Raw genomic sequence first — 12,231 nt, 5'->3', positions numbered from 1 at the left:
CTCACAAGGGTAGGTTTTTTAAGATGGGGGTTTAGGCAAGACAAGGAAGACAGGTAGACCAGTAGACAAGGAAGAGTGAGAACGAAAAATAGGGCGTTTCGGCTTTTAGAAGTTAGTTTGACCGAACCGAATTCTGTACGGTTTTCCCACCTTGTCTTCTTTCCTTCCTTGTCGTCCTTGTCTTGTCCCAACCATAAAATAAAAAACCTACACCTGTCAGCTACCCCCTACCCCCAGTAGTACCCTCAAGTCCCTTGTCACCCCCTCAGCTACCCTCACCACAATACTTATTCAGCAAACCCTACTTAGAAGGATTAGTACTTGCTGGAAACGGTTGCATCTCTAAGCCTTGAGTGGGAGCGCTCTGACGTTGGCTTCGGGCGTAGCGATCGCTGACATGACGGTTCACCATTCTATCGAGACGGATGAGAATTTTTTCTAATGTCAGACTGCGCTGTCCAAACAGAAGGCTTTTGGCTAGAGGTTTGACATAGGCTTTATGTCGGCGGAATCCTAGCTTTTTATATCGGCTTTGGAAGTAATTATCTTCAGTCAAGTCCCACTTTTCTCGAAAATGTTCCAGACTGGCTAAATCCCAAGCATCACTCCAGCGCAGCATAAAGAAGCCTAGGTCAGACCATTGCACAGGGGGTCCGGGAACATAGGTCACAATCACCTGTCGCTCTGCATAAATTTTGCCTCCAGCACGAGCCACCATCATGCAAAAATCGAGGTGTTCGCGAGTGCTGAACAAACCTTCATCAAGGAGACCCGTCTTTTCAAAGATGTCAGTGCGAGCCAACATACAGTGAAACTCTACGTAGTCACACTCTGCTCGTTGGAGGCGATCGCGCACGTCATCCACTCGTCTTTTAAAATGGCACTTGTGGTGAAAACGCCGTATTTGCTCCTCGCCAACCTGCTCCTCCTTGATAGCGATCGTTCCACCAGGATTGTGGATCATTTCATGAATCGGAGTGCCAATGCAGATTACGGGTCCAACCACTGCCGCTTCTGTCTCCTCAGCACATTCAACTAATCCCTTCAGCCAACCGGGTGTGACAATGACATCATTGTCTACGAAAACAAGATACTTTGTCCGTACCTGACGCAGTCCTAAATTTCTGGATTGGTTAGGCGAAAGGTAGCGATCGACTCGAATCAGTTGAAAATCCTTCTCCTGTGCTTTATTTGCCAAATACTGCTGGATATGCTGAGGCGAACCCCCATCGACATAAACCAAGTTAAAGGGAATTTCCGTATAGTCATAAATGCTCTCCAGGGATTCACGAGTATAGCTGAAACGCTCTCGTGGGGTAACAACCACTGTGACTTGCGGTTCGTTTGTACGTGCAGTTTCCATTTTTGAAGTCTCCTAACAATTGGATTGAGTAGAATTAGCGTTCACGTTTAGACAAGTTTAATTGCTCTTCAACGGTTCTGTTAACATTCGCCCGGTAGATTCGCTTAGTCTGTGCCAAAAGGACTCAGTAATTTGACTGAGGGTATAAGTTGGATGAATCCGCAGCGCTAATAATACGCTCAAGAACGCTGCCCGTTTTTGATTCAGCTCGTAGGACTTAAGGGCGTGTTTGTACACAAAATCAGCAAACATCTTTGGATGCGCCTGAAAAATTGCGCCATGCTTATGGATCAGTTGATTGAAACTGACTTGACGCAGCGATGGATCGCGAGAAATGCGCGAACCGCCATGTACGAACATTTGATAAGTGACAGTTGGCAAACCGAGAATCGAGCAAACTGGATTGAGCCTCAGGAATATCTCGGTATGAACGCGAGAGCTAAATGATTCGTCATATCCACCAATCCCTAATAGCAACTCACGCTCCACCATTAAAGTTTGCTTCGAGAGAAAGGATTGCTCTGGCTCAATTTCTTCGAGGAAAAAATGCTTTCCGCGTGGTAATGTCGGGGGAATCCGCCTCTGAGTCACGTTGCCATCGAGATCCACTACCTCCAAACCAGACAGTACCGCCACGGGTTGAGGAAGCGTTGTATTGGCAAGGGCTGTGAGTGAAACCTCTGCCATCTGGGGTAACAGTTGGTCGTCATCATCCAAGTAGGTGATGTAGCGTCCGCGAGCGGCTTTTGCCCCAGCATTGCGGGCGGCGGCTGTACCTCGGTTCTCAGATAATCGTACCACTCGCAGTCGCGGATGCTCCGGTAAATTAACCGACTCTGGCGAACCATCATCGATAACAACTACCTCAAAATCCTCTACTGTTTGAGCTAGCGCACTCCGAACCGCCCGTGGCAGCAGTTGAGGTCGGTTATAGGTGGGAATGATAATGCTAATCAAAGGACTACTCATGTCTTGACTTCCCTAGTTTGGGGTGAATAGAAGCGGCAGCAGCTTCTTGCTTTTGAAAGTAAGTCATCATATCTCGGCGGATTAGCAACCCATTGAATACCAATACCGCCAACCTAATTAAGCAGGGTTAAATCGGTTAGCATATTGGCAAACACCTTGAAGGAAGTTCCTTAAGGGATGGGTTGGGTCAATTTTCAAAGCCCAAGCGATCGCCAACAGAGCAGCTTGAAATTGTCGTTCTTGCCAGGAGTTTCGAGCATGTCGATAAATAAACTGAGCAAACTGGCGAGGATGGGATTCAAAGGCAACCTGATGCTTTTGAATTAAGCGGTGGAAGCTCTCCTGCCGCAGAACCGGATTGCTCGATACGCGAACCCCACCGTGGCAACGAAGTTGATAGGTTACTGTCGGTAAGCCAATTAAGGTGCAGACGGGGTTGAGCCGTAAGAAGAACTCTGAGTGTACTCGCGAGCGAAACTGTTCGTCCCACCCGCCAATCTGCAAGACTACTTCTCGTTCTACAACCAGAGTTTGTTTGGTTGCATAGGAGCGCCCAGCTTCGGGAGTTTCTAGAAAAAAGTGACTCCCTTTCGGACACAGCGACGGCGGAATGCGGACTTTGATCACTTCTCCTTGAGGGCTGACTTTTTCCAGCCCGGAGATGACGGCTACGGGCGGGGTTGCCGAAGCGCGAGCGATCGCCGCCAGCGAAACCTCCGCCATCTGGGGCAGAAGGCGGTCATCGTCATCTAAGTAGGTCACCCAACGCCCTCGCGCTGCTTCGGTGCCGACATTACGGGCTCCAGCCCCGCCCCGCGACTGCTCTAGGCGAATCACCCGCAGCCGAGAGTCTTTGGGCAGTTGAGCCATCTGAGTCGAGGCATCATCCACGACAATGACCTCTAAATCGTCTAGGGTTTGTGCTAACGCACTGTTGACAGCATGGGGGAGCAAGTGAGGGCGATCGCGAGTTGGGATAATGATGCTGAGTAAAGGTTTGCTCATTGTCCAAGTCCTTGTTTGAGCGATGGCGTATCATCAAGGGAAAATGTTTTCCCGTAGACCGATAATCCACAGTACTTGAGAATCGCTTCCACCCTTTTCTCGTATGACAGCGCTTGTGCTTTCTTGATCCCAGCGACTCGAAGCTGCTCAACCCTGGATTTGTCACTTAACAGACGACCAATCCCTTGAGCCAACGCTTCCGGATTATCAGGTTGGACAAATTCTACTTCCTCATCAGTTAACCAGTCTCTCAGGGCGAGGATATCTGTCGCCACGACTGGCGTTCCCGATGCCAAGTACTCACCCAGTTTCACTGGACTCGTCCAAGCCGCACTGGGATGATGTTGCGAAGGTGGAAGCAGTAATACCTCTGCATGCCAGAGAAAGTTTGGCACCTCGACTTGAGGCTTAAGTCCGTGAAAAATGACATTTTGTAATCTCAGTTCTTCTACTCGTTTCTGGTGTCGGTCAATGTCCTCTTGCCATCCCCCGACAAAATGAAACATCACCTCCGGTAGCTTGGCTGCTGCTTCTAGCACAGTAGGAATACCCTTGTAATCATATAAGTGTCCCACATAAGCCACGTTGGCACAATTTACTGGATAAGGACTCTCTGGTAAGCATTCTGGGCGCTGGTAAAGCTTGAGATCGACTGCATCGGGGAGTACAAGCAGCTTTTCCTTAGGCACACCTTGGGAATGGTAGTAATCAGCTAAACGATGGGAAATCGTCAGCCAAACCAGGAAAGCGCTATGGTGGGTTCCTTTGACTAAACGAAAGAAGCGAGAATTGACGACTCCCACCCGTGAATGCTTTTCTGCAACAGTAGCCATGCCCAATTTACTACTTAACCAAGGAAAAAGGTAGCCACGAGCAAAAACTAAGTCGGGTCGGATTTGGAGTGCAGTTGGTAGAGTTAATAGTGCTGTCCGCCAATAGGTATCCGTACTCCAGCCCAGAATCTTACGAGGCAATTGCACCCAGCGTAGCGGTTCGGTTAACCCATAAATTTTGGCTAGCTTATCCGGGGAGACTCTACCCTCTGGGGGTTCGCGACAAACAACAGTAACGTCATGCCCCAGTCGAGCAAACCCCTGAGCCATCTTAATCGTATTAATTGCATGAGCTTTTTGATAGGAGGCTTCAAACTCACAAGAAACCAGGATATGCATGGCTATCGGTCTTAAAAAAAACGGCTAATGGCATTGAATATAGCAACGGTTAACCTCAGTCAACTCTGCTTAACGGCAAAAAAGATAATTTCATCCGGATTTAACCCATATTTGTTTTTTGATCCACCAAAATATTGGGGATATTTTGACCAAATGAATTCGTTAACTATAAATCCGGCGTTTTGCAATCTTTGAATATAATCACGCCCATAGAGTCTGACATGATTGTGCTGACCATAGGCTCGCTCTCGCTCCTCTGGACTAGATATCGATGGGTCTTCAAACGTCGTATCCAGAGTGAGAGAAATAGGCACCTGAAGAATCGCCCAGCCACCAGGGCGAAGCACTCTATACAGTTCAGACATCGCTACTCTATCCTCTGGCACATGTTCAAGGACATGATTGCAAAGAATGGCATCAAAAGATGCATCGGGATAATGGATATCGGTTATGTCCATCTGCTCCATAACACGAGACGGACTTGAATCGAGATCGGCAGTCAGATAATCTAAGTGGGAGAATTTGGCAATCAGTTTGGTCAGACGTTTCTCTGGAGCAACGTGTAGCAGCTTAGTTGGGCGTGAAAACAAATCAGTTTGATATAAGAGAAACCGATAAATCAATCGTTCGCGATCTGAAGATTTACAACAAGGACAGCGAGCATTCCGTTGCCTACCGCCAACAACATTTTTTTCAACTAGGACGGGAAAATTTTCACCTAATGGGTGCAAAGAACCAAGCCGCGCCTGACAAAGTGGACACTCATATCGGAATCCGATATTTGCAAACTTTAGGCGTACTGATTCAAATCTCGATTGGCGAGGGATAGGAACAAAGAGCCAAAACAGAGTTTCAATTGTGCTTTGCATAGTCAGCTTCATGGAGGATTGCTATATATTCTTTTTGGTTAATAATTTTTTAATCAAAGATTGTTTTGCTTCAGATGGTCTGGGCTGAGGAACGGGTAAATGACTCACCCTGTATTCGTAACCCAACCTTTTAGCCATCGGCTCCACCTCTGCCTCAAACTCACTAATCTCTGAGGGAGTCCATGTCGCAATCGTAGGAACGCTAGATTTTGCATTGGGACGACGTCGCGCCAATTCTTCATAGATTTCCTGTGAAACCATAGACGGGAAGCCAAAAAACTGAGCAATTTCTAGATAGCGGCTGTAGGATAAGTGTTCCAGCTTTTCTACCCGCCAGTGGGTTTCTGGTATGCTTTCAAACTGTTCCATAATTTTTGCATTGAGTGCATTCCAGTACCAAGCAATCTTTCCCACTCGGCTCATTTGGTTCCATTGCCGGAATTTGTCCCCAGAGGGCATAATTCTACCGAGGAAGTGATGAAAATTATGGCAGTAGTCCTGATAGCCTGGTGCTAAGTCAGGATTCGCTCTCACGGCGGGTTTTTCATACCATCCTTTACGCAAATAAGAGTTAACTACTCGCTCTGGACTACGCACTAAAAGAAGAAACTTGGATTCAAAGCGATTATAGAGTTCTAGCAGTGAGAGGGAAAGGTGAGCGCTTGCTTCAAAAGAAAAGAGATGATTTTCCAAGTCTTGTTTAATTTCATCTTCTTTTGTCTGCAAAAAACCCTCGTGATCTACAGGCAAATCATACCATTTACAGTAGCGATGAAACGTTTCATTTAACGGATTCCGTTCATGAACTGATGAAACGCTTGATTCTAGAGCGATAATTTTGGCAAGAAAATTAGTGCCGCAGCGCCCTGTGCCAATGGCAAAACCGATGCGTTCCTGACTATCTTCTCTTGGCGAATAATTATTCATTGGTTGACTTAAGTATTTTGAGGTTTAAATTTTATTGTTTTTAGATGATGAAAGAGATATTTCATAAACAGATTAGCCCGTTCTAAGACGCCTACTTGACTTAATGAAATCAGACGCCAGCACTCAAGAGGTTTAAAACCTGATTCATCCTGTAGCCATTTTTCAAATCTTTTCTTATGAATTTTTTTGATCGATAAATCATCACCTTGATAAATCTCTAAAATTTTTTGATTAAATAAGCAATAATTTTCCGTTACTTTTCTATGTATAGACCGACTTTGATGAAGTCTCTTGGCGATAACTTTTTTTCTCCAGTATCCCACAGATCCCAAGGTGTTTGCAGTTAGAAAAAATGCTTTATCATGTTTGGCTCCAGTATCTGTAGGAAAATTGATGTTATATTTTCCCATCAAAAAGCGATTAACAAGTACTCCTGGGGCTTTACCGCCTATACCTTCCTCCACAAAATACTTTAGGTACTCTCCCTTAGCAAAAACTTTCAGATTCTCTTTAATGTCAATTAAATCGGGTACAGTTATAGGAAGATTGATGAGTTTGTTTAACTCGTCCTCATTTTTAAACTTGAACGCCTGAACATAAACTCCAAATACATCAATATCAACATGATCCAGATAGTTGACTAGAGATAGATAAGTGCCAATAGAGGTGGGGATAAACCGATCATCATCATGCATAATAACGACGTACTTAGTAGACGAATTATTCAACACAGTATTGAAATTTTCGGCTTGGGATATACTAAATTCAGTATGTACATAGTTTATCTTTAAACGTTCAGCATATTCTTTGACCACCTTAGCTGTATCCTCTGGTCGATCACTGTTATCAGATACAACCACTGGTAAATCGGCTTGATATTTTTCAATGTCACTTAGTAATTCTGCTAACATCAAGGCACGATTTTTGGTCGGGATTCCAATCGTTAGTTTTTCCGTTGTTTTTGATATCATTTTTTATTAGTGTCTTGTATTAGTTTAAAATTACTCCGCCATTTTTTATTATTTGATTAAACAGTTATATATTTTTTACTACCCATTCTTTGTCTTGATAATATAAATTTCTACTCATAAGTAAATTAACATCCTCCGATTCCTCAACCTTAAACCTAAAATTTTGAATAATATCAAAACAGTACTGAGGCTTCTTAACCAAATAAATTTCCATACTGTATGTGCTTGGTTTTAAATTACAAGATGACATTTTAATTTGGATTTCCGTATTTCCTGTCTCTAGACTAAATAAATTGTTATCATAATCACTATTAAGATCGAGGATAATTTCATTTTCTCGAGCCATGTCGCAAACTTTACATTTAAGGTAAACATCGTCAAACTGACGATGGACTTTACAGCCAACACAAAAATAAGCAGGTTTTCCAGTTTGAGGAAAATTTATGATATCATTGCCTTCGCCTCTAAAGCAAAGATAAGTAATATCAATCCCTCCACTGTCTGCCTCATCTTTCTCTGGCAAAATTACCTTCCCTTTTGAATATTCAATTCCCTTGATCATCAAATCTTCTTCATACTGTTTGATGATCAAATTCGTTTCCCCTTTCAAAACTACCTTTCCCTGAGAAAGGTAAACGGCTGAGTCACATATAGATAGAATTGCCGCTGGTTTATGGTTCACCAATATAAAAGATGTTCCCTTTTCCCGAATCTCTGCTAGCCTGCGACCACATTTTGCTCGAAACTTTATATCCCCTACAGCCAACACTTCGTCCAGCAACAAAATATCTGGATCTACATGAATTGCACTGGCAAACCCCAACCGTGCTGCCATACCCGAACTATAAGTTTGTACGGGTGCATCAATGGCATCCCCAATTTCCGCAAAATCTACTACCGCATCAAATCGCTCCTCAATTTCTTTTTTAGACAACCCCAAAATTGCCATATTGGCATAGATATTTTCTCTTCCTGTCAGAATTGGATTAAATCCGGCTCCCAAAGCAATGAGCGGAGCTACCCGTCCCTTAACCTTGATCAAGCCAGTGTCTGGCTTGATCAAACCACTAATAATCCGTAGCAGCGTACTCTTCCCCGCACCATTAGCGCCAACTAAACCTAGCGCCTCGCCTCGCCGTAACTGAAAACTAACATCTTTTAACGCCCAAAACTCAGAAGGACGTAACACTTCACTCTGACGCCGTCCGCCGACTAAATCAGTGGTGATATCTTGCACGCCATAGAATAATGACCGCTTTAAGTCGCGACAAAACTTCTTAGAAATCCCATCTACAGAGATGACGACTTCATTGTCGCCCGATTGATTGGCAATATCTTTCTCTGTACTTTCACTAATTGTTCTATTCATTAAAAACTTACCGTCTTCAGAATCATAATTCATTGGGTAGCCTCTGTATAGCCTCGTACAGTAGTTTACTCTTTTTCAAATCAGAGAGCAAACACTAAATAATTATAAACACCAATCCTCGAAAGCAAGTCCAGTATAGTCTCTCAAACGATTTATATCAGGTCGGAGATAGTCTATCAATTCTGCTTCTAAACTTTTGTCCAATGTTGGTCGTTGAACTTTGTGGGAAAATGGCAAGTACAATAATGTTTTGGCTTTTTCTCTAATCGGGCGGGGCAGGTGTTCAATTGTCTCTCCTAGTGAACTTTTTTCTAAAGACTTTCCCAAACATTTTTGCGTCTCTTTTGGCTAGATTTATGATGAATGCGCGATAATTTTTGGTGATAAAATGAATTGTCAACTCCTAGAAAAATGAATAGTTTTTGCAGGAATTTCTGAGGCTTATTCTGCAAATCCTCAGTCGTCATAATAAAAATATTTGATTGAGGGAAATAATTTAAATATTGTTCGAGTTGCGTATAATAAAGGCAACGACGTGTATAGCGACTCGATTCTATTTTTATCAAAGCATCTGATAGACTTCTATTTTCCAAACCAGCACTATACCAGTGCATATAGTGAGAAATTATTCTCTTGATTGGATCTCGCAGAATATAGACAATTTTCACCTCCGGGACGATAGAGTGCATTCTTTTAGGAACTTGATCATACCGAGGATAGTCTGTGTAATTGGGCGATGATTCTCCATAAATCTTTGCTTCACCGACAAAATTTTTCTTATACCATTCAACACCTCGTTCCCAGTTGCGTTGAGCAATAAAAAAATCCAACTCTTTCTCTCGACACATATAAATTTGCGGATGGAGAGATAAGTAGTAATGCAAGCTGCTTGTCCCGCCTTTTTGTGTGCCAATAACAATTAGATTTGGTAAATTTCCCGTTTTTTGTTTTAACATTTGTCAAGTTTTTAGTGTAGGTCAGCAAAAAGCAGATTGTCCAGTTCAGTTAACCCTGTAGGCAAGTTGCTTATCCTTCAGATCAATTAGAACTTGGCATCATGATTAAAAAAAACTAATAAATATCCATATAATCATTGAACGGTAGAACTAAGCTTGTTTGAGACAATGCAATTTCATAAACTCATAAATCTCTATATCAGGTTGACAAATCTCTTGAATTACCTTCAAAAGATGAGACTCAACTAAAGGATTAACAACAGGATTTTTGTTTTGATGAGGAATTCTCAGCGTTAATCCAAACTGTTGTTTAAACCTCTCTTTAAATCCTTGCAAGTTTTCTAAAATGCCAACACAATCAAATTTTAAAATATTTTGCTTGGCAATTTCAACTCGTTGGGAAAGCTTACTCAAATCATAGTCGCGCTCGATGGGAAATCCCGAAAAATAGTTTATATATAAGTGTCCCCGCCTAATCCCTCTACGAGTTTTTAGAAAATCCAAAAGACTCTGTTCGACATAAGAATGGTCTCCTTTGACTTTACTAGCATCAAAAAAATAGTTAGATATATATCGTTTGACTGGATCTCGAAGCAGCGTCACATAAGCATAGTTTTTTGAATAACGTTCCAAAATTTGTTGATTAAAGTGAGCGTGTCCGGAAATATATGAAACATCTCGATTCATGGCATCTAAGATAAAGCTATCTCGCAATAGGTATGTTCCTCTTTCAACAGCAGGAACAGACTGATAAAGCAATTTTGCCATCGCTTTCGTTCGGATTGGATCAAGGATATAACTCTGGCGACCATAATGTCTTTGGATGGCTGAATTTACTGAAGTTCCGCCTGTCTTGGGAACATGCATGAAAAAAATTCGGGGTTTTTTAGAAAAGATATGAGGCGACATAATCAAGCATACAGGTAGTCCTGGAGAAGTAATATTGATGTATCCTCTGCCTTGTCAATCGCAGCGCGATCGCTCGTTATTGGCGGACGTAGAAAAAACTTTGACCAGCACGCTCAGTTTCCAAGAAGCCCTGATTTCGCAATTGTCGGCGTAGCGCATTGACATGGGAAATTCCCAGTATATTCGGATGCATCTCAACGAGCAGTTTGCGAACGCTAGAGAGATCCGCAAAGCTCAACAGTTCGCCTTCGCTACCTTGAACATCCATAATCAAAACCGTTGGTTGGATACGCTGGATCTCATCGTTGAGAGGTTCGACAGGTACTTCGCAAGCCGTTGTTTCTTGTTGAGCTTCAAGTTTGTATGTCGATGAACGGGCAAAGTGTTCAGAAACATAAAACGTGCAGGTATCAGCCGTCCGACCAAGCATGCACATTTTCAGGTGTGGGTTCACCCCATTGAGGGTGTAGTTATCACGGATTAAAGACTCCAGGAAGGGATTAGCTTCGTAGGAATGAACGCGATCGCCGCCGATTTTCAAGGCGCAGGCGGTTGCCAACATGCCAATTCCACCGCCGAGTTCCATCACGATATCGTCAGGCTCAAGCCGAGGGATTACCAAGTGACGCTCATGTCGAGTATGGCGACCGCAGAGCAGCTTTTGCACTTGATAGGGTGACATTCTGGGATCGATACGCATACGGATATCCTCGACAGTGACGACCGAGCCATACATTTGGGGGGATATTGTTTCCTCGGGTAGGGGTCGCTGGCGGCGATAAGCTACTTGTAGGTTGTGATAGAGCGACGGTGTTGCCGACTCCCAAGCGGTAAGAAACTGCCACCACAGCCGTTTTCCTTGTTTGCTTTGTTGTCGCCGAAGATGGCGCATCAGTAGAGCGGCATCCCACCAGTAAGAACGTAACGTATGATAGATAGTCATCTTTTCTTATTCTCTTAATGTTTGTTTTATTACAATCTTATGCGTTTTCCACGGCGCTGCTATTTAATTGCCAAAAAGCCTTCAAAGCAGAGGTGCTTAAATACCGTCATGATATCCACAAAGCCCGCTCGCTGCATCAAGTCAATATTTCCCTGAGTGGAGAAGGGTTCGAGTATACCCTTTAAACTACGACTTTTATTGACAATCTCTTGCTCAGTAAATCCCTGCTGTAATTTGAAATCAACATAGAGCGACGACATCATATCCTGAAAGCGAGCATCAGGCGCCCGCACTTTTTCAAACAGGAGAAATCCACCGCCCCAGTTCAAGCTGTTGTAAATTTTATTGAACAATAGCTGCCTTACAGCAGGTTGGATGAACTGAACGGTATAGTAGGCAACAATCAGATCGGCAGGCTCCAGCTCCGCGTTGAGAATGTCAGCCTCTCGGATTTCAACCCGGGGGAAATTCGAGGTTTTCCGCTTTGCTGCTTCCACCATGGCTGGTTCAATTTCTAAACCGATAAACGAGACATGGCGATCGCTATTCGCTTCGGCGATCTTTCGCGTGAGTTCACCTGTCGAACAGCCCAGTTCATACACTCTCGAACCTGGACGGATAAAAAAATCAGACAGCGCCACCACAATTTCGTGACCTTGTCGATATTGGGGAACTGAGCGACCAACATGGTTATCGAAGGTTTCCGGTACGCTACCCCCGAAAGACCAACGTGCATTTGCTACAGATATAGTATCACCAACTTCAGACATAATAGACC

At 43.6% G+C, this 12,231-nt stretch carries 12 protein-coding genes; all 12 read right to left on the bottom strand.

Annotation, left to right across the window (positions count from 1 at the left end):
* Positions 1–301: 301 nt before the first annotated feature.
* The 12 genes from RIC07_RS38065 to RIC07_RS38010 all read right to left on the bottom strand — a co-directional run bounded on the left by RIC07_RS38065 (position 302) and on the right by RIC07_RS38010 (position 12,223).
* Positions 302–1,363, bottom strand: coding sequence for a glycosyltransferase family 2 protein (locus tag RIC07_RS38065; RefSeq protein WP_446399042.1), 1,062 nt, complete (start codon positions 1,361–1,363; stop codon positions 302–304).
* A 57-nt stretch (positions 1,364–1,420) separates the two neighbouring features.
* On the bottom strand, positions 1,421–2,332 hold the full coding sequence (locus RIC07_RS38060) for a glycosyltransferase family 2 protein (RefSeq protein WP_446399041.1): 912 nt from the start codon (positions 2,330–2,332) through the stop codon (positions 1,421–1,423).
* 117 nt (positions 2,333–2,449) lie between these two features.
* Positions 2,450–3,337, bottom strand: a complete 888-nt coding sequence (locus RIC07_RS38055) for a glycosyltransferase family 2 protein (RefSeq protein ID WP_446399040.1) — start codon at positions 3,335–3,337, stop codon at positions 2,450–2,452.
* Positions 3,334–4,509 carry a glycosyltransferase gene (locus tag RIC07_RS38050; RefSeq protein WP_446399039.1) on the bottom strand — a complete coding sequence of 392 codons (1,176 nt, stop codon included), beginning with the start codon at positions 4,507–4,509 and terminating at the stop codon, positions 3,334–3,336. Before RIC07_RS38050 ends, RIC07_RS38055 begins: the two co-directional genes overlap by 4 nt.
* 59 nt (positions 4,510–4,568) lie before the next feature.
* Positions 4,569–5,378 carry a class I SAM-dependent methyltransferase gene (locus tag RIC07_RS38045; RefSeq protein ID WP_446399038.1) on the bottom strand — a complete coding sequence of 270 codons (810 nt, stop codon included), beginning with the start codon at positions 5,376–5,378 and terminating at the stop codon, positions 4,569–4,571.
* 21 nt (positions 5,379–5,399) lie between these two features.
* A complete protein-coding gene (locus tag RIC07_RS38040; RefSeq protein ID WP_446399037.1) occupies positions 5,400–6,305 on the bottom strand; it encodes a hypothetical protein in 906 nt (301 codons plus the stop codon).
* Between the two features lie 8 nt (positions 6,306–6,313).
* On the bottom strand, positions 6,314–7,276 hold the full coding sequence (locus RIC07_RS38035; protein WP_446399036.1) for a glycosyltransferase family 2 protein: 963 nt from the start codon (positions 7,274–7,276) through the stop codon (positions 6,314–6,316).
* Between the two features lie 64 nt (positions 7,277–7,340).
* Positions 7,341–8,678, bottom strand: coding sequence for an ABC transporter ATP-binding protein (locus RIC07_RS38030; RefSeq protein WP_446399035.1), 1,338 nt, complete (start codon positions 8,676–8,678; stop codon positions 7,341–7,343).
* A gap of 278 nt (positions 8,679–8,956) precedes the next feature.
* Entirely contained in the window at positions 8,957–9,601 is a 645-nt protein-coding gene (locus RIC07_RS38025; protein WP_446399034.1) for a sulfotransferase family protein, read from the bottom strand.
* Positions 9,602–9,751: 150 nt separating this feature from the next.
* Positions 9,752–10,510, bottom strand: coding sequence for a sulfotransferase family 2 domain-containing protein (locus RIC07_RS38020; protein ID WP_446399033.1), 759 nt, complete (start codon positions 10,508–10,510; stop codon positions 9,752–9,754).
* 76 nt (positions 10,511–10,586) lie between these two features.
* Positions 10,587–11,453 carry an FkbM family methyltransferase gene (locus tag RIC07_RS38015; RefSeq protein WP_446399032.1) on the bottom strand — a complete coding sequence of 289 codons (867 nt, stop codon included), beginning with the start codon at positions 11,451–11,453 and terminating at the stop codon, positions 10,587–10,589.
* A 59-nt stretch (positions 11,454–11,512) separates the two neighbouring features.
* Positions 11,513–12,223 carry a methyltransferase gene (locus RIC07_RS38010; RefSeq protein WP_446399031.1) on the bottom strand — a complete coding sequence of 237 codons (711 nt, stop codon included), beginning with the start codon at positions 12,221–12,223 and terminating at the stop codon, positions 11,513–11,515.
* Positions 12,224–12,231 lie beyond the last annotated feature (8 nt).

It is taken from the genome of Coleofasciculus sp. E1-EBD-02, from assembly GCF_040218245.1.
Classification (GTDB): domain Bacteria; phylum Cyanobacteriota; class Cyanobacteriia; order Cyanobacteriales; family Coleofasciculaceae; genus Coleofasciculus.
Note: the sequence above shows the minus strand (reverse complement) of the source record. Positions and strands in the feature narration are given on the sequence as shown.

Coding starts and splice junctions, on each gene's coding strand:
- RIC07_RS38065 (WP_446399042.1), bottom strand. CDS start 1,363: ATGGAAACTGCACGTACAAACGAACCGCAAGTCACAGTGGTTGTTACC.
- RIC07_RS38060 (WP_446399041.1), bottom strand. CDS start 2,332: ATGAGTAGTCCTTTGATTAGCATTATCATTCCCACCTATAACCGACCT.
- RIC07_RS38055 (WP_446399040.1), bottom strand. CDS start 3,337: ATGAGCAAACCTTTACTCAGCATCATTATCCCAACTCGCGATCGCCCT.
- RIC07_RS38050 (WP_446399039.1), bottom strand. CDS start 4,509: ATGCATATCCTGGTTTCTTGTGAGTTTGAAGCCTCCTATCAAAAAGCT.
- RIC07_RS38045 (WP_446399038.1), bottom strand. CDS start 5,378: ATGCAAAGCACAATTGAAACTCTGTTTTGGCTCTTTGTTCCTATCCCT.
- RIC07_RS38040 (WP_446399037.1), bottom strand. CDS start 6,305: ATGAATAATTATTCGCCAAGAGAAGATAGTCAGGAACGCATCGGTTTT.
- RIC07_RS38035 (WP_446399036.1), bottom strand. CDS start 7,276: ATGATATCAAAAACAACGGAAAAACTAACGATTGGAATCCCGACCAAA.
- RIC07_RS38030 (WP_446399035.1), bottom strand. CDS start 8,678: ATGAATTATGATTCTGAAGACGGTAAGTTTTTAATGAATAGAACAATT.
- RIC07_RS38025 (WP_446399034.1), bottom strand. CDS start 9,601: ATGTTAAAACAAAAAACGGGAAATTTACCAAATCTAATTGTTATTGGC.
- RIC07_RS38020 (WP_446399033.1), bottom strand. CDS start 10,510: ATGTCGCCTCATATCTTTTCTAAAAAACCCCGAATTTTTTTCATGCAT.
- RIC07_RS38015 (WP_446399032.1), bottom strand. CDS start 11,453: ATGACTATCTATCATACGTTACGTTCTTACTGGTGGGATGCCGCTCTA.
- RIC07_RS38010 (WP_446399031.1), bottom strand. CDS start 12,223: ATGTCTGAAGTTGGTGATACTATATCTGTAGCAAATGCACGTTGGTCT.